Annotated in this window: 22 protein-coding genes; 17 read left to right on the forward strand and 5 right to left on the reverse strand. The window is 68.0% G+C overall.

Annotated elements, in window-relative coordinates:
* Nucleotides 1-55 precede the first annotated feature (55 nt).
* From OO71_RS07265 to OO71_RS07345, 16 genes are all read left to right on the forward strand, one after another.
* On the forward strand, nt 56-1219 hold the full coding sequence (locus OO71_RS07265; protein ID WP_033288872.1) for a pyridoxal phosphate-dependent aminotransferase: 1164 nt from the start codon (nt 56-58) through the stop codon (nt 1217-1219).
* 20 nt (nt 1220-1239) lie between these two features.
* Nucleotides 1240-2718 (forward strand): aldehyde dehydrogenase family protein, encoded by a 1479-nt coding sequence (locus tag OO71_RS07270; protein ID WP_051791189.1) that lies wholly within the window; start codon nt 1240-1242, stop codon nt 2716-2718.
* Nucleotides 2718-4151 carry a 4-hydroxyphenylacetate 3-hydroxylase N-terminal domain-containing protein gene (locus tag OO71_RS07275; protein ID WP_051791191.1) on the forward strand — a complete coding sequence of 478 codons (1434 nt, stop codon included), beginning with the start codon at nt 2718-2720 and terminating at the stop codon, nt 4149-4151. Before OO71_RS07270 ends, OO71_RS07275 begins: the two co-directional genes overlap by 1 nt.
* The gene (locus tag OO71_RS07280) at nt 4141-4653 is read left to right on the forward strand and encodes a flavin reductase family protein (protein WP_033288874.1); all 513 of its coding nucleotides are present in this window, start codon (nt 4141-4143) and stop codon (nt 4651-4653) included. The genes OO71_RS07275 and OO71_RS07280 overlap by 11 nt, the downstream gene beginning before the upstream one ends.
* A gap of 22 nt (nt 4654-4675) precedes the next feature.
* Entirely contained in the window at nt 4676-5995 is a 1320-nt protein-coding gene (locus OO71_RS07285; protein ID WP_033288875.1) for a M20/M25/M40 family metallo-hydrolase, read from the forward strand.
* 56 nt (nt 5996-6051) lie between these two features.
* Entirely contained in the window at nt 6052-6870 is an 819-nt protein-coding gene (locus tag OO71_RS07290; RefSeq protein ID WP_033289116.1) for an FAD binding domain-containing protein, read from the forward strand.
* The gene (locus OO71_RS07295; protein ID WP_033288876.1) at nt 6861-7313 is read left to right on the forward strand and encodes a (2Fe-2S)-binding protein; all 453 of its coding nucleotides are present in this window, start codon (nt 6861-6863) and stop codon (nt 7311-7313) included. The genes OO71_RS07290 and OO71_RS07295 overlap by 10 nt, the downstream gene beginning before the upstream one ends.
* Nucleotides 7301-9403 carry a xanthine dehydrogenase family protein molybdopterin-binding subunit gene (locus tag OO71_RS07300; protein WP_033288877.1) on the forward strand — a complete coding sequence of 701 codons (2103 nt, stop codon included), beginning with the start codon at nt 7301-7303 and terminating at the stop codon, nt 9401-9403. Before OO71_RS07295 ends, OO71_RS07300 begins: the two co-directional genes overlap by 13 nt.
* Entirely contained in the window at nt 9400-10320 is a 921-nt protein-coding gene (locus OO71_RS07305) for a dihydrodipicolinate synthase family protein (RefSeq protein WP_033288878.1), read from the forward strand. The genes OO71_RS07300 and OO71_RS07305 overlap by 4 nt, the downstream gene beginning before the upstream one ends.
* Nucleotides 10301-11470 carry an acyl-CoA dehydrogenase family protein gene (locus tag OO71_RS07310; RefSeq protein WP_051791193.1) on the forward strand — a complete coding sequence of 390 codons (1170 nt, stop codon included), beginning with the start codon at nt 10301-10303 and terminating at the stop codon, nt 11468-11470. The genes OO71_RS07305 and OO71_RS07310 overlap by 20 nt, the downstream gene beginning before the upstream one ends.
* Before the next feature lie 54 nt (nt 11471-11524).
* Complete coding sequence (locus tag OO71_RS47130) at nt 11525-12250, forward strand: GntR family transcriptional regulator (protein WP_051791195.1); 726 nt, start codon at nt 11525-11527, stop codon at nt 12248-12250.
* A gap of 1294 nt (nt 12251-13544) precedes the next feature.
* Entirely contained in the window at nt 13545-15074 is a 1530-nt protein-coding gene (locus OO71_RS07325; protein ID WP_033288880.1) for an acetolactate synthase large subunit, read from the forward strand.
* Nucleotides 15075-15080: 6 nt separating this feature from the next.
* Nucleotides 15081-16511, forward strand: coding sequence for a dihydroorotase (locus OO71_RS07330; protein WP_033288881.1), 1431 nt, complete (start codon nt 15081-15083; stop codon nt 16509-16511).
* Nucleotides 16512-16643: 132 nt separating this feature from the next.
* Nucleotides 16644-17618, forward strand: a complete 975-nt coding sequence (locus OO71_RS49930; protein ID WP_162186040.1) for an asparaginase — start codon at nt 16644-16646, stop codon at nt 17616-17618.
* 2 nt (nt 17619-17620) lie between these two features.
* The gene (locus tag OO71_RS07340) at nt 17621-18640 is read left to right on the forward strand and encodes an FAD-dependent oxidoreductase (protein ID WP_162186041.1); all 1020 of its coding nucleotides are present in this window, start codon (nt 17621-17623) and stop codon (nt 18638-18640) included.
* Nucleotides 18641-18699: 59 nt separating this feature from the next.
* Nucleotides 18700-19527 carry an SCO6745 family protein gene (locus OO71_RS07345; protein WP_033289119.1) on the forward strand — a complete coding sequence of 276 codons (828 nt, stop codon included), beginning with the start codon at nt 18700-18702 and terminating at the stop codon, nt 19525-19527.
* Here OO71_RS07345 and OO71_RS07350 read toward each other — a convergent pair.
* From OO71_RS07350 to OO71_RS07370, 5 genes are read right to left on the reverse strand one after another with little or no spacing between them, the layout of a single operon-like run.
* Nucleotides 19519-19842: a hypothetical protein gene (locus OO71_RS07350; protein ID WP_033288884.1), complete on the reverse strand. Its 324-nt coding sequence runs from the start codon at nt 19840-19842 to the stop codon at nt 19519-19521. The two genes, OO71_RS07345 and OO71_RS07350, sit on opposite strands and share 9 nt — an antisense overlap.
* Nucleotides 19839-20165: a hypothetical protein gene (locus OO71_RS07355; protein WP_033288885.1), complete on the reverse strand. Its 327-nt coding sequence runs from the start codon at nt 20163-20165 to the stop codon at nt 19839-19841. Before OO71_RS07355 ends, OO71_RS07350 begins: the two co-directional genes overlap by 4 nt.
* Entirely contained in the window at nt 20162-20773 is a 612-nt protein-coding gene (locus tag OO71_RS47135) for an alpha/beta fold hydrolase (RefSeq protein WP_051791199.1), read from the reverse strand. Before OO71_RS47135 ends, OO71_RS07355 begins: the two co-directional genes overlap by 4 nt.
* Complete coding sequence (locus OO71_RS07365) at nt 20770-21165, reverse strand: RidA family protein (protein WP_033288886.1); 396 nt, start codon at nt 21163-21165, stop codon at nt 20770-20772. The genes OO71_RS47135 and OO71_RS07365 overlap by 4 nt, the downstream gene beginning before the upstream one ends.
* Nucleotides 21162-22589: an FAD-dependent monooxygenase gene (locus tag OO71_RS07370; RefSeq protein ID WP_033288887.1), complete on the reverse strand. Its 1428-nt coding sequence runs from the start codon at nt 22587-22589 to the stop codon at nt 21162-21164. Before OO71_RS07370 ends, OO71_RS07365 begins: the two co-directional genes overlap by 4 nt.
* Nucleotides 22590-22685: 96 nt before the next feature.
* Here OO71_RS07370 and OO71_RS07375 point away from each other — a divergent pair, with 96 nt between their 5' ends.
* Nucleotides 22686-23327 carry a TetR/AcrR family transcriptional regulator C-terminal domain-containing protein gene (locus OO71_RS07375; protein ID WP_033288888.1) on the forward strand — a complete coding sequence of 214 codons (642 nt, stop codon included), beginning with the start codon at nt 22686-22688 and terminating at the stop codon, nt 23325-23327.
* The last annotated feature ends 126 nt before the right edge of the window (nt 23328-23453 follow it).

Consider the following 23453-nt stretch of genomic DNA (forward strand, 5'->3'; position numbering starts at 1 on the left):
AGTACTGTAGCAGTCGCAACACTGCCGGGAACGGCCCAGACGAGGGAGTCGGCCAGTGAGCCCGTCCATTGCGAGACACATCAGCGCCGCCCCCACGTCCGGGGTCCGGGACATCGCCGCGCGCGTCGCGAGCCTGCCGGACTGCATCCGGCTCGAGGTCGGGCAGCCGGATTTCCGTACCCCGCAACACATTTGCGACGCCGCGAAGCGGGCGATCGACGAGGGGCGGCACGGATACACGCCCACCCAGGGCATCGGTGAACTGCGCGAGCTGATCGCCGCCAAGGTCGCGAAGGTCAACGACCTCACCATCGAACCGGAGCAGGTGCTGCTCGGCAACGGGGGCACCAGCCTGCTCGCCGACGCGGTGCTCGCCACCTGCGAACCCGGCGACGAGGTACTGATCCCGGACCCGTATTGGCCGACGCTGCGCACCATTCTCGCGGTGGCGGGCGCTCGCGCGGTGCGGTATTCCTGCCGTCCGGAATGGGATTACCAGCCGGATCTCGATCAGCTGCGCGACGGCGTGACCCCGCGGACCAAAGCAATCGTGGTGAACAGCCCCAACAATCCGACCGGCGCGGTGTATCCGGCTTCGACGCTGGCCGCGATCGGGGAAATTGCCGCCGCGCACGGGCTTTGGGTGATCAGCGACGAATGCTACGACCAGATCGTGGCTCCGCCGAGCACCGTCGCGCCGAGCATGGCGACGTTCGCCGACCCGGACCGGGTGATCACGGCGATGGCGTTCAGCAAGACCTATGCGATGACCGGTTGGCGGATCGGGTACGGATTCGCGACGACAGAAGCGGTTTCGCAGATGCTGAAGGTGGCGGACGCGCACAATTCGTGCATCAACACGATCAGCCAGCTGGCCGCGATCGAGGCGCTCACCGGACCGCAGGACGCGGTGGTGACGATGAATACGGCGTACCGCGCGCGAGCTGAGCTGGCGCATCGCGAACTCGAAGCGCTCGGGATTCCGCACAACCGTCCCGACGGGGCGTTCTACCTGCTGGCCGACATTTCCGCATCCCATTTCGGTTCGGCCGCCTTCTCTGCCGCACTGCTGCGGGATCATTCCGTCGCGGTCACGCCGGGCAGCGCGTTCGGCTCGGTCAGCGAAAAGGCAGTACGGATCAGCCTGGCGTCGAGTGAGGCCGACCTCGTCGAGGGCATCCACCGGATCGGCAAGCTCGTCGAGGCATTCGCCCGGTGAACGGAGGAGAGGCGGTACCCATGACAGCAGCTCTGGATTTCCTTGCCAGCAAACCGGGTCTGCTGATCGGTGGCGAGTTCGCCGCCGCGCAGGACGGCCGCACGTTCGACACGATCAACCCGTCCACCGGGCAGGTACTGTCCACTGTGCCCAGAGCCGGACAGGCCGATGTGGACAGTGCGGTCCGCGCCGCAAGGGCCGCCTTCGACCCGGGTTCGCCGTGGCGGCGGACGAGTCCGGCCGAGCGGGGACGGCTGCTGCACCGGATCGGTGACCTGATTCTCGAACACGCCGAGGAACTGGCGACCCTCGAAGCACTCGACAGCGGCAAGGTCATCACCGTCGCGCGTTCGTCCGACGTGGTGCTGGCGGCCAACATGTTCCACTACATGGCCGGCTGGGCGACGAAGGTCGAGGGCTCGACCATCCCGTTCTCGATGTCCGCTCCGGACGAGCATTTGGCCTACACGGAAATGGAACCGGTCGGCGTCGTCGCCGGGATCATCCCGTGGAACTTCCCGCTGGTGATGGCGTCGTGGAAGGTGGCGCCCGCACTGGCCACCGGTTGTGCCGTGATCCTGAAACCGGCCGAGGAAACGCCGTTGTCGGCCTTGCGGCTGGGACAACTGGTCACCGAAGCCGGTCTTCCGCCCGGGGTCGTGAACGTGCTCACCGGTTACGGGCACGAGGCCGGGGCGGCGCTGGCGGAGCATCCCGGGGTGAACAAGGTCGCGTTCACCGGGTCGACCGAGGTCGGGAAGCGCGTGCTCGGTGCCGCGAGGGGGAACCTGAAGCGGGTCACGCTGGAACTGGGCGGTAAATCGCCGAACATCGTCTTCGATGACGCTGATCTGGACATCGCCATTCCCTTTGCCGCCCAAGGAATCTTCTTCCATCAAGGGCAATGCTGCAATGCCGGGTCGCGCCTGTTCGTGCACCGCAAGGTGTTCGACGAGGTCGTGGCCGGGATTGCGGAAATCGCCGCAGGGTACCGGATCGGTGATGCACTCGACGAGGAATCGACCATGGGCCCGCTGGTTTCGGCCGGGCACCTGGAGCGCGTGCTCGGTTACCTGGAATCCGGCCAGTCGGAGGGGGCGACCGCAGTCACCGGTGGGGATCGTGGCGCCGGGCCGGGGTATTTCCTGGAACCCACGATCCTCACCGGCACCACGCCCGAAATGAAGGTGGTGCGCGAGGAGATCTTCGGCCCGGTCGTCGCCGCCATTCCCTTCGACGATCCGGACGAGCTCGTCACCGCCGCCAACAACACACCGTACGGCCTCGCTGCCGGAATCTTCACGCGAGACCTGGCGAAAGCGCATCGCACGGCGCGGGCCTTGCAGGCGGGTACCGTGTGGATCAACACCTACGGCGCCTTCGATGCGGCAATTCCGTTCGGCGGGTTCAAGGAATCCGGCTGGGGCCGGGAAATGGGCCGCGCTGTCCTCGACAACTACCTCGAAACGAAGTCTGTCGTGATCCGATTGGCCCCGTGATGAGGACCGGCGCGCATTACCGGAAGTCGTTGCAGGACGGGCGAAGCGTGTACGTCGATGGCCGTCCGGTTTCGGATGTCACCACCGATCCCGAGCTGGCTCCCGTGGTCTCGGCGGTGGCGGGGATGTACGACTATGCCGGCGACCATCCCGACGAGATGGTGACGGTGGCCGACGAGACCGGCCGGGACGCGCTCGCGCCGCTCACCGTCGCGCGGTCGCCGGAGCAGCTCGCGAAGAGAACACGCGCGATGACGGCTTGGGCAGAGCTGACCGGCGGCTGGCTCACCCGCACCCCGGACCACGTCGCGGCCATCCTCGGCGGCCTGGCGAGTTGTGCGGAGATCTTCGACGAGGGCTCGCGGCCGCTTGGGCGGAACGTGCGCACGTGGTACCAGCGGGTGCTCGACGAAGCACTCTACGTGACCTATGCGAGTGTTCCGCCGCCCGCGCAGGTCCCGCGGACGGTCGATGAAACCGGCACCTATGCGCAGGTCCACCGCACCGGCGAAGACGCGCACGGCATCCGCGTCAGCGGCGCGCTCGTACCGGGTGCCGCCGCGGCCGTGTCGGATGTGCTGTTCCTGACCAGCGTGAACCCGCTGACCCCGGACGACGGCGAGCTGGCGCTGGCGTTCGTGGTGCCGGTGGCGACGCCGGGGGTCCGGATCCACTGCCGCCCGGCGTACCGGCGGGGCGCCGACGAGCCGCTGGCCGGGCGTTTCGACGAGCTTGACGCGCTGGTGGTGCTCGAGGACGTGGCGGTGCCGTGGGAGAACGTGTTCGTGTGCGGCGATCTCGGCGCGTGGGAGTCGCAGTTCCGCCGGACGCCCGGATTCCTGCTGGCCAAGCATCAGAACCTGGTCCGGCTGACGGTCAAATCGAGAATGCTCGCCGGACTCGCGAAACGGCTGTGCGAGCTCAAGGAGAACGACGGCCTGGTCCGGTCGGTCGAGCTGCTCGGTGAGATCGGCGCGCTGGCGGCGCTCACCGAAGCGTCGATGGTCGCGGCTGAGGCGCAGGCCGTGCGGCTCCCCGGCTCGGACGTGCTGTGCCCGGCCCCGCACCACCTCACCGCGGGGGTGTTGCACCAGGTCACGGCGTATCCGCGCGCGGTGCAGATCATCCGGGAACTGGCCGGTGGCGAGGTTCTCGACCTTCCTCGCGCGCACGACCTCGCCGACGCGGTCGCGCAGCGTGACCTGGAGAAGTACGGCGCCCCGGCGGGTACCTCATACTCGGACCGGCGGCAGGTGCTCCGGCTGGCGTGGGACTGCTTCGGCTCGGAGTTCGCCGGACGGCAGGTGCATTTCGAGGCGCTGACCGGCGGGGTCGCGGCGGTGAAGCGGCGGGAGTCGTTCGAGCGGTTCGACTTCGGGCCCGGGCTGGAGCTGGTCGGCCGGTTGCTGGCGGAGGTGGCGGATGAGCACTGACGAATCCGTCGCGCCGGTTGCCATGCGGAAGGCGATGGGGGTTTTCGCCACCGGCGTCGTCGTGATCACCACCGCCCATGACGGGCAGCGGTTCGGGATGACGGCGAATTCCTTGACGTCGGTTTCGCTGGACCCGCCGTTGTTGCTCGCGTGTTTTCAAACGAATTCGGCGACCGCCGCGGCGATTGAAGCACGGGGTGCATTCGTGGTGAATTTCCTGTCCGAGCGGCAGCAAGCGGTCTCGCGATTGTTTGCGCAGTCGAAGACCGACCCGTGGGACGGACTGGCCCCGGAGTACGTGGACGGCGATCTCCCGGTGGTCCCGAAGTCGCTGTGCTGGACGCGTTGTGACCTGCATTCGTCCACTGTGGCCGGTGACCACACCGTCCTGTTCGGACGCGTGGTGGACGCCGTGCACCGGGAGGGGATTCCTCTCGTCTTCTATCGGGGTGCGTACCACAAAATGTCGCCGGACGGGGTCGATGCGGGATGGTTCTGGTGAGGCGTGCAAAAGGAGGGAACCGGTGAGCGAGCACCCTGGTGAGGTCGTCGACCTGCTGCAGCAGATGATCCGCAATGAATGCGTGAACGACGGCGGACCCGATTCCGGCGGCGAAAGCCGGAATGCGGACCTGCTGGAGTCGTATTTCGCCGGTGCGCCGGTCGATGTGGTCCGGGTCGGCCGCACTGCGGGCCGGGATTCACTGGTCGCGCGGATCGAGGGGTCCGACCCGGATGCCCCGTCGTTGCTCCTGATGGGGCACACCGACGTCGTACCCGCGACGGCCGAGGGCTGGCAGCACGACCCGTTCGGCGGCGGAATCCACGACGGGATGGTCTGGGGTCGCGGCGCCATCGACATGTACAACCTCACGTCGTCGATGGCGGTCGCCTTCCGGCGGCTCGCGCGCACCGGCTGGCGGCCGCGGGGAACGCTGATCTACCTGGCGGTCGCGGACGAGGAAGCCGGGGGTACGCACGGAGCGCAGTGGCTCGTCGACCACGAGTGGGACCTCGTCGGTGCCGATTACGTCCTCACCGAGGGCGGCGGGATGTCCGTGACGACGCCGTCCGGGCGCCGGTCGATGGTCTCGGTGGCGGAGAAAGGCATGTACGCCACCAGAATCACCGTGCATGGGACGCCTTCGCACGGGTCTCGTCCGTATGACACGGACAATGCGCTGGTCAAGGCGGCTGAGGTGGTCCGGCGGCTGAGCGAGTTCAACGGGACGCCCCGGATCGACGCGGCCTGGACCGAGTACGTCGCGACCATGGGCTATTCACCGTTGCTCCTGGATCCGGATCGGTTTGCCGACGGGCTGGCCGTGCTCCCGGCGGACCATGCGCGGCTCGCGCACGCGCTGACGCACCTCACGATCAGCCCGAACGTGCTGCACAGCGGGGACAAGACCAATACCGTCCCGGGTGCCGCGGTGCTCGACGTCGATGTCCGGCTCCTTCCTGGACAGTCCAAAGAGGACTTACTGGCGGTGCTGGCACAGGCTCTCGGGTCGCTGTACGACGAAGTGGATCTGGAGTTCTTCAACGAAACCGTTCCGTCCACTTCGGAACCGGACGGTCCACTGTGGCATGCGCTGGGTTCGGCGAGCCGGCGGTTGCAGCCGGACGTCACGCCGATGCCGTCGCTGATGACCGGCGGCACGGACGCGCGGTTCTTCCGGGCGAAGGGCGCGAGCGCGTACGGCTTCGGCATGTTCAGTGACCGGATCACCCTGGCGCAGTGGCAGAGCATGTTCCACGCGCAGAACGAGCGGGTGGACCTCGAATCGCTGCGGCTGTCGGTGGACCTGTGGGAAATGCTGGCCCGGGAGCTGCTCGAGTGACCACTGTAGTGGTTACTATGGTAATGTGCCCTGACGTGTGAAACCGGATGGTGACGATGAAACCGGCGCAGTTCGAGTACCGCCTGCCCGGCAGTGTCCGCGACGCGGTGCTGCTGTTGCGGGACAACGAGGACGCCAAGGTGATCGCCGGCGGGCAGAGCCTGGTCCCGCTGCTGAACGTGCGGCTGGCGCAGCCGTCGATGCTGGTCGACGTCGGCCGGATCGAGGAGCTGCGCGGGGTCGAGGTGCGCGACGGGTCGGCCACGATCGGCGCGCTGACCACCGAGACCGAGGTGCTGCAGCTCGCTCCTGGGCTGCTGCCGGGGCTGATTCCCGCGGCGGTGGCGGAGATCGGGCACTTCCAGATCCGCAATCGCGGCACGGTCGGCGGTTCCCTCGCGCATGCCGACCCGGCCGCCGAATGGCCCGCGCTCGCGCTCGCCCTCGGCGCCACCGTGCGCCTGGTCGGTCCGGAGGGTGCTCGTGAGGTCGCCGCGGCGGACTTCCTGGTCGGTCCACTGTGGACGGCAGCGGAGTCGGACGAGGTGCTGACCCACGTGCGCGTACCGGCCACAGTGGACGGCTGGGGATTCGCCGAAGTGGCGCGGCGGCACGGGGATTTCGCCTTGGTCGGCGTCGTGGCGGTGCGGATCGGTGGGGAGTGGGCGGTGGTCGCGTTCGCCACCGGAGCCATGCCGCACCGGCTGGTGGCCACCGAGGAGTACCTGCGTGGTGGCGGTTCGCCGGGCGACGAGCTGGTGGCCATTGCGGCAGGGGAGATCGACGTTCGAGGGGACATCCACGCGTCCCCGGACTACCGCCGGGCAGTCGGCTCGGCACTGGTGCGACGGGTGGTGGAGCAGGCATGCGAGTGAGCATGACGGTCAACGGCCGGCTGCGGCAGGCCGAGGCCGAGCCGCGGATGACGCTCGCGGACTTCCTCCGCGACCGGCTGCGGCTCACCGGCACCCATCTCGGGTGTGAACAGGGCGCCTGCGGGGCATGCACGGTTTTGCTTGGCGGACAGGCGGTTCGGGCCTGTCTGGTGCTGGCCGTACAGGCGGAAGGCGCTGAAGTGCGGACGGTCGAAGGGATGTCGAACGGCTCGGGGCTGAGTCCGTTGCAGGAAGCCTTCCGGAAGCACGCGGCGCTCCAATGTGGATTCTGCACGCCCGGTTTTCTGGTCAGTGCACAGGAAATTCTGGACCGCGGCGAGCGGCTGGAAGAGGACGAGATCCGCAGGGAACTGTCCGGCAATGTGTGCCGCTGCACCGGGTACGCGGGGATTGTGAAGGCGGTGCAGGAATGCCAAGGCTGACCCACGACCGGCAGTCCGGCCTGCTCCGCGGAACGGGCGCGTTCCTGGCCGACCTGGAGTTCGACGACGTGCTGGAGGTCGCGTTCGTCCGTTCGCCGGTGCCGTACGCGCGGATCACGTCGATCGATCTGGGTACTGCCGACGGGTTCACCGGCGCCGATCTGGCCGGGGAAATCGAGCCACTGGTCATCGTCGGGCACGGGCTGGGCGATTCGCAGTGGCAGCCGCTGCCTGCGGACCGGGTCCGGTTCGTGGGTGAGCCCGTTGCGCTCGTGTGGGCCGCAGATCGTTACCACGCCGAGGATCTTGCCGATCAGGCCGATGTGGACTATGAGCCGTTGCCGGACGGAACGCCGTTGCACGAAGGGATTCCGGATGGGGTCTTCTATCGTGCTTCGCAGGAGAATGGCGACGTCGACGACGCTTTTGCTCGGGCGTATCGGGTGTACGAGGAGACGTTTTCGACCTCGCGAGTGTCGGCGATGCCGATGGAATGCCGTGGGGTGGTGGCGAGCTGGGAAGACGACCGGCTCACGGTGTGGACGTCGACGCAGATTCCCGACATCGTACGGCTGGTCGTTGCGAAGTCGCTGGGGCTGGCCGAACGCGCGGTTCGGGTGGTCGTACCGGATGTCGGTGGCGGGTTCGGGTTGAAGGCACATGTGTTTCCCGAGGAGGTCGCTGTTGCGGCGGCCGCGCGGAAACTGGGACGCACCGTTCGCTGGGTCGAGGATCGCCGGGAGAATCTGATCGCGAGTGCGCATGCGCACGAGACCACGATCAAGCTCCGGGTCGCGGTGAGTGAAGAAGGCCGGTTTCTGGCGGTGGACCAGGAAACTGTGCATGACGCCGGGGCGTACAGTATTTATCCGCATTCTCCGATTTCGGAAACGATTACCTGTGCGAGTGCGGTGTTCGGGCCGTACGACCTGGAAGGTTTCCGCTACGTAGCCCAAGGTGTTGCCAGTAACCGATGTCCGGCTGGGGTGCATCGCGGGGTCGGTGCGCTCGCTGCTGTGCATGCCACCGAGCGGATGGTGGATCTGATTGCGCGGGACCTCGATCTTGATCAATTCGAGATTCGGTATCGCAATCGGATTCCGGAGCTGCCCGGGCGTAGCGCGAGCGGTAGCCGGATTGATTCCGGGGACTATGCGTCGTTGCTGGAGTTGCTGCGGGAACGCGGTGAGTACGACCGGCTGTGCGAGGTCCGGGATGCGGCGCGGGCCGAGGGGCGGCTGGTCGGAGTCGGGATCGGACTGTTCAATGAGGGCAGTGGCGTGTGCGCGGCGGACTACGCAAACCGTGGCATGGAGTCGATTCCGGGGTATGACGCGAGCCGGGTCGTGGTGAAGGACGACGGGCGGATCGAGATCCGGACCAGCGCGGCCGAGGCCGGGCAGGGGCACGCCGAAACGTACCGGCAGATTGCGGCGCAGGAACTCGGGGTTTCCCTTGACGTGATCGACGTACTGGAAGGTGACACGGATTTGTGCCCGCCGGGCACCGGTACTTTCGCCAGCCGCGGCGCGGTCGGGGTTTTCGAAAGCCTGGTACAGGCGTTGCGAGCGGTGAAGAAGCTCGACGTGGAACCTGGTGCGGACGAGACCCGCACGGTCGATCAGCAGCACGTGGTGGCGCAGTGCGCGGCGCTCGCGGTGGTGGAGGTGGACCCGGTGAGTTACCTGCCGTCGGTCACCGCGATGACGATCGTCCACGACTGCGGCGTGGTGATCAAAGAGGATCTGGTGAACGGGCAGGTGCAGGGCGGCGCTGCCAACGGCATCGGCTGTGTGCTGATGGAAGCGCACGCCTACGACGAGGGCAGGCAGATCGTGACGTCGAGCCTCGTCGACTACCTGCTGCCGCTTGCCACCGACGTCCCTGAAGTGTCCATTGTGCACTACGAATCGCCGAGCCCGGTGAACACCTTGGGTAGCAAGGGATGCGGGGAGGTCGGCACCATCGCACCACACGGTGCGGTGGCCAATGCGGTCGTGGATGCGGTGCGCCCGCTGGGCATTGCGCCGACCCGGCTGCCGTACCGGCCGGAGGATCTGCTGCCGGCCGCGGGACGGGGGTTGCGATGAGTGTGTCGATCAGGGTCATGATGGTGACGCCGTTCGGTCCGGAAGGGACACTGGACGTCGAGGCGTTGCGGCAGCATGTCGATGCGATCGCCGCTGCTGGGCTGGATGTCTTCATCGGTGGTTCCTCTCCGGGGCAGGGCTATACGCTTTCGGCGGCGGAGACGGTGCGGCTGTATGAGGTGTCCCGGGAAGCTGCGGCGGGCCGGATTCGGGTGTATGCCAGCGGTTTCGAGCCGCGGCAGGCAGGTGAGCTGATCGAGCTGGCGAAGGTCGTGGCGGACAGCGGGCTCGACGGGATGCAGGTGTATTCGCTCGACCTTGGCCATGGCGGACGACCCGGGCCGCGCGAGATCGAACGGTACTTCCGGACGGTGCTGGACGGGGTTTCGCTTCCGGTGGTGCTGTCGACGCACGAGAACATGGGTTATCTCGTGCCGCCGGAGGTGCTGTCGCGGCTGCTGGCCGACTATCCACAGGTACAGGGTCTTCATGTGAACACCGGCCAGATGTCCTATGTGCTCGATGCGGTACGGGTTGCCGCTGCCGCACCGCATCCGGTGACTGTCCACAGTGGTTCGGTCGGCTACGGGTTCTCGGCGGTCGCGCTGGGAGCGGACGGATTTCTTTCTGCGGAAGCGAATCTTGCCCCGGAGCTGGCGGCTGGCGTTGCCGAGGAGTGGGCGCGCGGGGAGTTCGATTCGTACCGGCGGCTGTGCAGCCTGTCGCCGGTGCTCGAGTTCGGCAGTGCGACCCGGGGGATCAAAGCGGCAATGCGGCTGCTCGGCCGCGCGGGGTCGGAGCTGCGGGAACCGCTGCTCGCATTGGCGGAGCCGGAAGACCGGATCGTTGCGGACGCCTTGGTACGGGCGGGGTTGATGGCTGGAGAGGGAGAGGGACATGTCGACGACCGTTACTGAGACCGGGCCCGAGCTGGCGGATCCGGTCGACGCCGAGGCGATCCTCGCCAACACTCGCGCGGTGCTGCCGTTCGTCGAGAAAGAGGCCGACGAGGTCGAACGGCTGGGCAGGCTCACCGAGCCGCTGAAGGACGTGCTGGCCCGGGCGGGATGTTTCCGGTTCGCGTTCCCGCGGCGGCTGGGCGGGCCCGAGCTGACCCTGCGCGATCAGACCCGCGTGGTGGAACTGCTGTGCTCGGCCGACGGTTCGGTGGGGTGGAACGTCAAAATCCTTTCCGACTCCGGGTTTTATGCCAGCCGGCTCGATGCGGAGGCGGTCGACGCGCTGTATCCGTCGATTGACTATGCGACTGCGGGTTCGTTCAATCCGCCGGGAAAGGCGCGGAAGGTCGACGGCGGATATTCGGTGACCGGGCGGTGGAGTTACGGCAGCGGGGTGCATTCCGCGGACCAGGTACTCGGCGGGGTCCACGTTTTCGACGGTGACACGCAGGTTTTCGGTCCGGGCGGAGCGCCGCTGGTGCTGGGCGCGTACCTGCCGCGGGAGGACGTGACGATCGAGGACGACTGGCATGTGACCGGAATGCGCGGCAGTGGCAGCAATTCGTATTCGGTCGTACAGGCGTTTGTTCCGGATGGTCATTTCTTCGTCCGTTCGGCGGCCCCGGATGTTGCGGCGGATCCGTTGAACCGGCACGTGGAGCTGCCGTTTTACAATGCGGTCGGAATCACTCTCGGAATTGCCGGGCATGCGCTGGCGGTGGTGCGGGATCGCATCACGTCGGGTCCGCATCCGCTGGCGGACCGGGAGGGGATCAAGCGCTTGTACGGGGAGGCGGCGAGCCTGCTCGACGTGGCGCGGTCGCACGCCTACGCGGTGGCCGACGAGTTCGACGAGGTGCTGTTCGGCCGCGGCGGGCTGCTGGACGACCGGCAGTTCGCGCGGATGCTCGCGATGGGACCGGTGACCGGGCAGCTGGCGCGCCGGGTGCTGGAGCTGGCGGTGGAGATGACCGGGTCGGCGAGCATTTACGCGGCGAACCCGATGGAGCGGATCGTGCGCGACATGCAGACCAATCTCGTGCACCTGCAGAACCAGCCGCGCCGCTGGGTCGACAGTGCGGGGCGGGAACTGAAGCAAGTACCATAGTGGTGAGTACAGTGCTGATCTCGCTGAGCTCGCCGACTTCGTCGAAGGGATATCGTGGCCAAGCAGACGACGCGCAAGGGGGGCCCGCCCGCCTGGGTGCGCGCTTATGACGACCTGCGCCACCGCATCCTGACGTGCGCGCTGGCGCCGGGTACGCCGATTTCGGAACAGGGGCTCGCGAAGGAGTACGGGATGAGCCCGACCCCGGTACGCGACGCGATCCAGCGGCTGCGCCAGGAAGGCCTGATCACGCGCCGGTCCGCCGTCGGGTTCGAGGTGGCCCCGATGACGTTCGCGGACATCCGCCAGCTGGCCGAACTCCGATGGGCGATCGAGAGCGCCATCGTGACCCTGGCGATCGACCGGGCGAAACCGGAGGACGTGGATGCACTGCGGCCGCTCGCGGTGGCGTCGCAGGAACCGATGGAGGGTGCGGAACGCGTCGCGATGAACCGGAAGTTCCATCTGGCAGTCGCGGAACTGGCGGGAAATCCACGTTTGGTGACGGCTTTGGGGCAGGCGTTGGATTCCTCGTCGCGGTTCTTCCATCTGGGGATAGACGGGTTGCCGCCGGACAAGATGACGGGTACGCATCTGGACATCCTGGACGCAATCCGGGATCGGGATGTGGAAAAGGCACGGGATCTTGTTGAGCGGGAGGCGTTTGACAATAGTGAGCGGGTGGTCCGCGCGCTGGTCTCGGGGGCGGTCAGCCCGCGGGGGGATATCTATAGTTTGGTGGGGAATGTGCATGTGACCCGGAAGGGTGAGGCGGGCTGAGTTTATTGGGCCGGGTTGGTTTGCGGTCCGGACCCGCTGGGTCGATTTGCCTGGTGGAGGTGCTCTCTTGCGATTTCGCGGAGTGAGCCTCCGCGGGTGAGTCGTCTTGGGTTGGGGGATCCGGCGAGTTGGCCGGCGGGTGACTCCTCCCCGGCGACTGCTCCAGCAACCAGCATGACCACTGCGGCGGTGGTTGCCGTTCTGCCGTGACTGCTGGCACCGCCGCTGCTGCTGGCATCGTTGCCGTTGCTGCCGTTGCTGCCGTTGCTGCCGTTGCCGTTGCGGTTGCCGTTGCCGTTGCTGCCGTTGCGGTTGCGACTACCTGTGTCGCGGCCGCTACGACTGCCCCGGCTGCACGGTGCTGCTGCCACCGCAGTGTTCTCTGTCGCCACGGTGCAGCCGTCGCAGCCGCGCTGCCACCACCGTGACGGCGACTGCCGATGTCGCGAATGCGGCGGCTACCGCCGCCCCGAGTGTCGCCGCTGTTACGACTGCCACACCGTCGTCGTGGCGACTTCCGTTGTCGCGAAGGATGCGACCGCGGCTGGCGTTGCGAACTGCTGCCGCCGCGCTGGCGTTGCGAACGGCTGCCGCCGCGCTGGCGCTGCGAACGGCTGCCGCCGCGCTGGCGCTGCGAACGAATGCTGCCTGCCGGAGCAGATGCCCGCCGCCACTGCAGTTGCCATCACTGCCAAGGCTGCTGCTGCCAAGACTGCCGCTGCCGCTACTGCCATGGCCGCCGCGTGGCGGCTAGCACCACCGCCGCTACCACCGTCGCCGCGGCGGCTGCTGCTGCTGCGCTGCCACCGTCGCCGCGGCGACGGCCACCGCCGTCACGGAGAAGGCGGCTGCCGTCACGGAGAAGGCCGGTGCCCGTCGCAGCGGTGCTGCGACCACTGGTGGTGCTGCCGGTGCCGTAACCCCGCCACCGCACCGCCACCGCACCGCCACCGCACCGCCACCGCACCGCCACCGCACCGCCACCGCACCGCCACCGCACCGCCACCGCACGCACCGCCACCGTGCCGCCACCGTCGTGATCTCGCTGCCCTCCCGACTCACCGTGCGCTTCCCCAGGCCGGGCGCGTTCACCCAACTGAGCCGCTCCGACCGGTGAGGCCCCGCCAACCCCGCCCTCCCGGCACTCACGCCCACCCCGCCCCCAGGAACCACCCGAATCCACGCTTCCATCTTGCCGCCGCACTGCACCAAGCACTACAGTGCTCACTGTAGCGATAAGGCAAGCGGTGCCGACCAGAAGAGCACGCTGCCGTCGATCCGAAAGTGGGTTCCGGTGAACGGTGCGGATTCCGTGCTTCAGGCGGCCGTCGGTGCGGGGGTTGACGTGTGTTTTGCCAATCCTGGTACTACCGAAGTGCATTTGCTCGGCGCGTTGGACCGGACGCCCGGGATCCGGTCCGTGCTGGGGCTTTTCGAGGGGGTCTGTACCGGGGCGGCCGACGGGTTTGCGCGGATGTCCGGGCGGCCCGCGATGACCCTGCTCCATCTCGGGCCTGGGCTCGCGAACGGGGCGGCCAATTTGCACAACGCGCGCAAAGCCGCGAGTCCCGTGGTGAACGTCGTCGGGACGCATGCGAATCGGCATCTCAATCAGGATTCCTTGCTGTCGTCTGATGTTTCGGGGCTGGCCCAGTATTTCTCGCTGTTCGTCAGGGAAACCCGGGCCAGCGATGACGCGGCGGCGGATTTCCAGCTTGCCTACGCGGCTGCGGTCGAGGGGCGGGGAGTGTCCACTGTGGTCTTTCCGACCGACGTGCAGTGGGGGGAGGTCACCCGGAGTCAACCGCACCGGTGTCGGGAGCCGTGGGCGGCTGGGTTTGATGCCGGGCGGGTCGAGCAGGCGGCCAGGGAGCTGGCCAAGGACAACGCGGTGCTGATCGTCGACGGAGCGGGACTGTCACGGGAAGGGCTGGTTGCGGCGGGGCGGATTCGGGCGGCTACCGGGTGCCGGGTGTTCAGTAAGCGGCAACCGGCGCGGATGGAGTCCGGGCCGGGGGTGCCGGTGATCGAGCGGCTCGGTTACTTCCCGGACGCGGCGATTGCTCAGCTGACCGGTGCGAGCACGGTCGTGCTGGCGGGGCTGGACGAACCGGTGGCCATTTTTGCGTACCAGGGTGGGCCGTCGCACGTCATTCCCGATGAGACGGTCGTGTTTCCGGCTGCTCGGGTGACCGATGACGTCGTGGGTGCGTTACAGGCGATTGCGGAAATTGTCGATGCAAAAGGGAAAGTGGCGGCCGAACCGGCCAAACCAGTCGACAATGGACTGAGTGCGTTGATTGCGGACGTGCTGCCCGAGGGGGCGATTTACGTCGACGAGGCGATCACGTCTGCGCCGGACGTGTTCGAGCATGCGGTGGGCCGCAAGGAGTTCACGTATCTCGGGTTGACCGGTGGGTCCATCGGGATCGGCGGTCCACTTGCGACGGGGGCGGCGGTCGCATGTGGACCGGAGCGGCCGGTGGTGAACGTCCAAGGGGACGGTAGTGCGCTGTACACCCTCCAGGCATTGTGGACTCAAGCGCGCGAGGAATTGAACGTCACCACGGTGATTTGCGCCAACCATCGCTACCAGATCCTGTCCGTCGAGCAGCAACGTGCCGGGATCACCGGGGTTTCGCCGGAGGTCGAGGCGTTGATGGACTTGCGGTCACCGGAGATCGACTGGGTCAACCTGTCGCACGGTTTCGGCGTACCGGCAGTGCGCGTGTCCCCCGAAGAGCTCCCGGCGGCGATGAAACGGGCGGTGGCCGAGGACGGTCCGGCGCTCATCCAGCTCGACATTCCAGCGGAAAGGAAGTGACGCACCGTGCGGCTGGTCATCCGAGACGGCACGATCGTGACCCCGTCCGGGCTGCTCGCGGCGGACGTGGTCTGCGCCGACGGCCGGATTGCGGCCTGGCTCGACCCGGGCGAGCAAACCCGGGCGGACGATGTCCTCGACGCGCGCGGCAAGCTGGTGTTCCCCGGGTTCCTCGACCCGCACGTGCACTCCCGCGATCCGGGCCTCACGCACAAGGAGACCTTCGGGCACTCGACCCTCGGCGCGCTGCACGGCGGCGTCACCACCGTGCTGGAAATGCCGAATTCCGTCCCGCCGGTCACTGACCGGGCGTCGTTCGACGACCGGGTCAAAGCGCTCGAACCGCAGGCGTGGGTCGATTTCGCATTGTGGGGAATGGCGTTGGGGGCGGAGAATATCGAGGCGGTCGACGAATTGTTCGATGCCGGGGTCGTCGCCGTGAAACTGTTCTGGGCGTACGCGTTGCGTCGCGACACCCGTTCCCTGGTCTACAACATCAGCGATCTGCCCGCGGACCAGGTGATTGCGCCACCGGAGAACGGCGACGTCCTCACGTTGTTCCGGCGCGTCGCCGAGCGCGGCGGATTGCTTGCCGCGCACTGTGAAGACCGGCATATCCTGATGGCGGCGGAGGAAGAGCTCGGACATCCCCTTGCCACGTATGACGATTTGCTGAACGCGCGGCCCGCGTCTGCGGAATCGACGTCCGTCGCGGTGGCGGCGCATTTGTCGCGACTTACCGGATGCCGATTCCACGTCGTGCACATGGCATCCGCGGAAGCGGCGGAAATCGTGCGCCAGGCACGGGCGGACGGCGTGGGGATCAGTGCCGAAACCTGTCCGCAATACCTTTCTTTCACCGCCGATGATTACGCCGAAATCGGGCCGATCATGAAGGTCTACCCGCCGATCCGGCAGCGTGCGGACCAGGATGCGTTGTGGCAGGCCGTGCGGGACGGCGTCGTCGTGTCGGTGGGTTCCGACCACGCGCCGCACACGCTCGAGGAGAAAGCCGCCGGTCTGGACACCCAACCGGCCGGGGTGGTCGGGGTGGAAACGCTGGTCCCGACGATGCTCGACGCGATGGCGCGCGGACGCCTCGACCCGGTCCGTCTCGCCGACGTGCTCAGCACCTCGACCGCCAAGCTGTACGGGCTCTACCCGCGGAAAGGCTCGCTGCTGCCGGGAACGGACGCCGACCTGACGGTGGTCGACCCGGCTGCCGAATTCGAGGTCCGCGACGCCGACCTGCACGCGCTCCACCCGCTTTCGCCCTGGTCAGGGCGGCGGCTCACGGGTCGTCCGGTCGCGACGGTGCTCGGCGGGCGGGTCGCGATGCGGGACGGAGTGGTGGAGGGGAAACCGGCCGGGCGGCTCGTGCGGGCCCGGCACGAGGGGCCGGAATCCGCCAGAGCGCCGGGGGAGGTGGCTCGGTGAGTGCCGGAGGTGTGCTGGTGAGCGCCGGTCGAGCGCTGGAGGTGGCTCGGTGAGTGCCGGTCGAGAGCCTGAGCGTGCGGGACGAAAGCCGGAGAGTGCCGGACGAAAGCCGGAGAGTGCTGGAGTGGGTTGGTGAGCGCCGCGGGAGGGCCGGTGATCGACGTCCTAGGTACCGGCGGCACGATCGCGAGCGCGCAGGACGTCACCGGGCGGCTCGTTCCGACGCTCAGTGCGGCTGACCTCCGCAGCACCGCCGGTCTCGGTGACCACGTGCGGATCCGCGCCCGCCAGGTGTTGCAGACTTCCAGCCGCAACATGCGGCCGTCGGACATGCTTGGCCTCGCGGTGGACATCGAGAGATCGGTGGACGGCGGGGCAGACGGAATCGTAGTACTACATGGCACCGACACCCTCGAGGAGACCGCGTACCTGCTGTCCCTCGTGCTCGACGTGCCCGTTCCGGTGGTGCTGACCGGGGCGATGCGCGCGATCGAGCAACCGGGTGCGGACGGACCGGCGAACCTGCGGGCTGCCGTGGTCGCGGCGGGTTGTCCCGGCCTGGCTGCGGACGGTCCGGTCGTGGTCTTCGACGGCGAGATCCACGCGTCCGAGTGGGTCACCAAAGCCCATACGAACCGGGCGCACAGCTTCGACAGCGGACCCGGCGGGCTGGTCGGCGCGGTCGTCGAGGACCGGGTGGTCCGGTACCGGCCGGGCGCTCGCCGGAAGCCGCTCGGCAGGCCGGGCGAGCTCGACGCGTCGGTCGAGCTGGTGTGGGTCACCGCCGGAATGAGCGACCGGTTGCTGCGTGCGGCAGGCGAAGCCGACGGCCTCGTCATCGCGGGGACCGGTGGTGGGCACGTGCCCGAGTGGTGTGCGGAAGCGGTGCATGACCTGGCGAGCCGGAAACCGGTCGTGCTCGCCTCCCGTTGTGGCCGCGGGACCGTGCTGACCTCGACGTACGGCGGCCCCGGATCGGAGACTGGCCTGCGCGCGGCCGGGGTCGTCCCGGCTGGGGATCTTGCGCCGGTGAAGGCCCGGCTCCGGTTGCTGGTGGCGCTCTCTTTGGGTCTCGACGTCCAGGCGGTTTTCGCTCCGGAGGTGTGAAGGTGTACGACATCGCGGTGGTCGGGCTGGGTATTGCCGGAGCGTCGACGTTGTGGCGCGGGGCCGAACGCGGGCTGCGGATGGTGGGTTTCGACCTCGGTACGCCGCCGCACGCTCTGGGTTCTTCGCACGGGCGCACGAGAATCGTGCGGCGGAGTGCCTACGAAGGACAGTCCTATGTGGAGCCCGCGAGGCGTTCCCTTCGGCTGTGGCACGAACTCGACGCGGGGGCGGCGCAACGCGTGTGGTTCCACACCGGACTGCTGCTGCTCGGCGAACGTGATTCGCCGCTCCTCACTTCGGCGCTGGATCAAGCAAAAGAGTTCGACATCGCCATGGACGTCGTCGATCTCGCCGAAAGTTACCCGTGGCTACGGAACGGAACAGCCGGGGTGCTCGAACGCAACGCAGGTCTGGTCAGCCCGGAAAACGCCATCACCGCCATGCTGGACCGGGCAAGGGCGCTCGGTGCGGCCGTCGAGACCGAATGCGAGATCACCGACATCGAGCCGGTGGATGGCTCGGTCCGGCTCCGGGCCCGCGACGGGGTTCATCACGCGCGGAAGGTCGTCGTGGCCACCGGTGCGCAGGAAACCGGTGTTCCGCTGCAGCTGGACCAGCTCGTCGTGCCGTGGTTCTGGGGCGCGCAGCCGTTGTCGTTCCCGCCGTTCATCCACGAACTTCCGGACGGCCGCCGGTTCGGCGGGATGCCGAACCTCGACGCCGACACCCCGGCGAAGGTGATGCCGATGCGCCCCTATCCCGGGGAAACCGCGCTGGCGGACGGGGTCCGGGACGCGGAATGGTACGTCCGCACCCATCGGTCCGATTTGGACCCCAAAGCGGAAAGCGCCTTCCAGTGCCTGGCCCCGACCACCGCCGACGGGCATTTCCATCTGCGGCCGGGGGAGCGGGACGTCGTGCATCTGGCCGGGCTGAACGGGCACGGGTTCAAGTTCGGCCCGGTGCTGGGCGAGGCCGCGGTCCGGATGGCGCTGGAGGAGTCGGTGTCCTGGCCGTGAGCCGGACCATGGGCGCTGGAGGAGTCGGTGTCCTGGCCGTGAGCCGTACCATGCAGGCCATGACCCGCATCGCCCGCCGGATGTTCGAGCTCCTGGAGCCGATCTGCCTGGTCACGTTCTTCGCCGACGAGTGCAACGACGAGCTGGCCGCGCTCGGCCACCGCACCTATTGGGACGGCTATTTCGCCAGCCGCGCCGCGCCGCTGGGGCGGGTGCCGGCGCAGGTCGTGCACGCGGCTTTCTACAACTTCGCCGAGGGCGAGGCCGCGCGGCACATCCCGAGCGCGTGGGAGACGATCCCGCCCGAGGCGTCCGTCGCGGCGAGGCTGCGGGGCAGCGCAGCGTCCGTGCGGCGAATCCTCGGCGACGAGCTCGTCGGCTCCCCGGGCCTGGTACGCGCGGCCGACCTGGCCACCAAAGCCGCGACGAGCGCACCCACCGAAGGCCGGATGATGTACGCCGGGATGCGTACGCTGCCGATCCCGGGTGACCCGGTCGCCCGGTTGTGGCATTCCGCGACCATGCTGCGTGAGCACCGCGGGGACGGGCACATCGCCGCCCTGCTCAGCGAGCGGATCGGCGGCACGGAATCGCACGTACTGTCCGCGCTGGACATGGGAATTCACCCGGCGGAATCGTTCGGACGCATCCATCACCTGCCGAAACAACGGCTGGCCGAGGTCATGGACGGCTTGCGCGAGCGCGGGCTCGTCGACTCCGGCGGCCGGTTCACCGACTCCGGCCGCCGGACCAAAGAACGGATCGAAACCCTGACCGACGAGCTTGCCGACGCGCCGTACGACGCCCTCGCCCCGGCCGAGCTCGACGGGCTGATCGCCGAGCTCGAACCCATTACCGCGAAGCTGGAGGCTGCCGGGTCACGGTGACTGGGCTGCGCGAAGCCAGGAGGATCGCATGCCGCGCACGACCCAGGTCAGGTCTTCGTCCGGGATGAGGAAACCGCCGGTTCCGTTGGCGTACAACAGGTCGAACACGGGTACGTGGTCGGCCGGTTCCGGTGGCAGGAGGATGGTGATCAGACCCGGTCGTTCGTCGATGCTTTCCACGCGGTAGTCGCCGTCCGGGACGGTGCCGAAATGCTTGCGGAGTGCGGCTCTCGGGTCCGTGACGAATTCCTCCCGTACTTCCGGGTCGGTCGTGAGCTGACGGAAATGGTTCCGGGACAGTTCTTCTGGGGTCATGAGGTAATGCTCCGGTTCTCGCGGAAGGAACGGCGCATGGTCAGCAGCGACGCTTTCAGGTTTTCCGGCATGATCCAGCAGAACAGGTCGGCGCTGCGCCAGAGATCGATTTGCTCGACGCCTTCGACCGGCTCGGACCGGAGCGGCGGAATCAGGTAATAAAGCGTGCGCCGGTCCTGTACGCGGATGTCCACTTCGATTTCCTCGGGTACCTCGACGCCGAGTTCGGTCAGGGCGGCCCGGGGGTCCGCGCGGAGGAGATCGCGGAACGCGGCGTCGGTCCAGGCTCGCTGCATCAGGGCTTGTTCCAGGTCATCGGTCATGGTGCGGGCCTTTCGATGATTGCCGAGTGGACGGTGTCCGGGTCGGTCACCAGTCCGAAGTGGCCGGTCTCGAGCACCTGGCATTGCGAAGCGCGACCAGCCATCCCCGCGAAAAGGGACTGGCTGCCGAAAAGCACATACCGCTGTGGAGAAACGGCAGCACGTGGCAATGCTTCCGTATGCGTCGCAATGCTGATCGGCCGTAGCCGGGCGAGGAATGCCGGATCGGTCATGCCGAACCGGTCGAATCCGAATGGGGGAACGGTTTCCCCAGCTGCTGCCTCGGCAAACAACCCACGAAGCATCGGCAGCAGATCGAAAGCGGATTCCCCGGGCCGCGGCAGGAATGCGTCGAGATAAACCGCCTCGCGGACCTGGGCACAGCTGGCGGCCCCGGTGATCACCATCCCGCCGTAACTGTGGCCGACCAGCGTGACGTCGTCCGGCTCCAGCAGCGAGACGACCTCGTCGATGTGCTGGTGGAGACCGGAACCCTCGGACAGCGTCGGCGTCTCCACGGTGTGCCCGCCGGCGCGCAGCCGGGCCGCGATGTCGTCCCACACCCAGCCGCCGCACCACGATCCGTGGACCAGGACGTAGTGGCTCATCGCAGCGCCGCCACGACGTCGACCTCGACCAGCACCCCGGGCGCGAACAACGCACTCACCCCGGCCAGCGTGCTCGCCGGGGGTTCCGCCCCGCTCGTGCGCAGCGGGACGAGCAGGCCCGGCAGCAACTCCGGCTGGTGGTCCACGACGTAGACCGTCTCCTTCACGATGAGGTCGCGCCCCGAGCCTGCGGCGGCCAGCGCGAGATCGAGGTTGCGGACGATTTGCCGCATTTGCGCGAAATGGTCGTCGCCGATCAGCGCGCCGTGCTCGTCCCACGCGACCTGGCCGGAGAGGAACACCAGACCGGCGCTGCGAACGACAACGCACGCCGTGAGGGCGCCCGGAATCCGGTGCAGGCCAGCCGGATTCAGGTACTCGACCGCGCTCATGCGGTGATCCAAGCCGACAGAGCGGACAGATCGGCGGGCGCCGAACCAGGACGGCGGACCCACGCGATATGCCCGTCCGGGCGCACGAGCACCTCCTCGGCCTCCCATTTCTCCGGCAGCGCAGCCACGGTGACCCGGTCCGCCGGGACCGCGGGGGCGGCACCGGACGTCAGGTAGGCGAACTTCCCGGTGTGCAGCAGGCTCGAAACCCGCTGTCCGGGCCCGTCGAGATCCAGGTCCGGCATGCGGGTGCCGATGAGGGGATCGTCCGGGGACGGATAGGTCGTGCCGAGTGCGGTCACCAGCCCGGCGAGGCGCGCGTTGACCTCGGGAATGCCGAGCAGGTCGTTCAGCAGGTCGCGCAGTGCGGCGACCGGGCGCTGGTACTGCGGCACGAGCAGCAGCTCCAGCAGCAGGACCTGCGACAACGTGTTGTCGGTGACCGATTTCCCGACCGGATGCCGCTCCGCGTGGTAGGTGTCGAGCAGGCCGGGCGGGGCCCAGCCGTTGATCTCGGCGGCGAGTTTCCAGCCAAGGTTCATCGCGTCCTGCAGGCCGACGTTGAGGCCCTGGCCCGCGGCCGGGAAGTGGATGTGCGCGGCATCGCCGGCGAGGAAAACCCGTCCGGCGCGGTAGGTTTCGGCCAGCCGGGTGGCGTTGCCGAAGCGGGACAGCCACCGCGGCTCCGCGATCCCGAACGACTGGCCGGTCATCCGGACCACCGCGGCGCGGAACTCCTCGAAGGTCACCGGTTCCGACGTCGGCACGTGCATCCGGTCGGGATCCACGACAACGAACCGGGTCGCCCCGTCCGACAGCGGCACGATCATCAGCGGACCCCCGCCCTCGGCGATCGCCGCCGCATCGACGGTCGTGAAATCGCCGAGCATGCCGGTCACCGTGGTGTCCGAGCCGGGGAAACCGATCCCGGCGCTTTCCCGGACCCGGCTCCGCGCGCCGTCACAGCCGACGACGTACGCCGCGCGCAGGGTGGCTTCCCCATCCGGCCCGGTCACGACGACGTCGACGCCGTTTTCGTCCTGCGCCACGGAAACGACCTCGTGTCCATAAGCGACCTCGACCCCCAGTTCCCGCGCGCGTTCCTCGAGCAGCCGCTCGGTCTGGGCCTGCGCGAGGAACAGGGTGTAGCCGTGCCGGGTTTCGAGCGACGAGAAGTCCAGCCGCGTCGGCAAGCTCGCGAAATGCCAGCCGGGGAGCGTGTGCCCGGCGTCGAGGAACCGGCCGGCAATCCCGCGCAGGTCGAGGATCTCGATGCTCCGCGGATGCAGGGTGAGCGCGCGGGACTGCTCGTGCCGGGCGGTCAGCCGTTCCAGCACCCGCACCCGTACCCCGGCCAGCGCGAGTTCGCTCGCGAGCAGCAGACCGGCTGGGCCCGCGCCGCTGATCACCACGTCGGTGTCCATGATCGCCTCCTTTTTCGAACAACGTTCATTTAATACTCCGTCAGTGTGCCGCCGTCTCGCGGAAGCTGTCAAACGCGCTGGTAGGCTCGCTGTGTCATGACTGCGCACCCTGCTCGCGGCCGCGGTCGCCCGCCGGCGGCCGACCGGGCCCACGTCACCGCTGCCGCGCTGCGCCTGCTCGACGAAGCCGGGCTCGACGCGCTCACCATGCGCAAGCTCGCCACCGCGGTCGGAGTCCAGGTCGGCACCCTGTACGGCTATTTCCCCACCAAACGCGCGCTGCTCAACGCGATGGCGGAGGAGCTGCTGGCGGGATGCGCCGAGACCGACGAGACGGTGCCGAGCGAGCGTGTACGGACCTTGCTGCGGAATCTGCGCACGGCGTTGTTGTCTCGCCGCGACGGCGCGCGCGTCTATGCGGGTACCCACTCCACCGGGCCGAACACCCTGGGGCTCACCGAAACGTTGCTGGGCGCCCTGCGCGAGGGCGGGCTCGAAGCGGTCGAGGCGACGGAATCCGCGATTCTGCTGGTGAATTTCGCCATCGGGCACGTCCTCGAAGAACAAGCGACCACCGAGGCCAATCCCGATCTTCCGGGGGAAATGGCCGAGCTGAAGGACGCCATTCAGCGCGGCGACTACCCACTGCTCACCGAATTCCGGGTACACCTCGGCGAAACGGACTACGGCCGGCTTTTCGAGCAGGGCATCCGGTCGCTCACTGCCACGCTGCGCTGAGCCGTACGGACATCGTTGTCGGCGGTCGGCCTCCGACCTCGGTGCAAACGCTGCCGACCGGGAATTTCTGACAAGACATGTCTGAACCAATCCGTTGACATGGTTGTCGGCCGGGCTGACCATTGT

It is taken from the genome of Amycolatopsis jejuensis, assembly GCF_000717335.1.
In the GTDB taxonomy this organism is placed as follows: domain Bacteria; phylum Actinomycetota; class Actinomycetes; order Mycobacteriales; family Pseudonocardiaceae; genus Amycolatopsis; species Amycolatopsis jejuensis.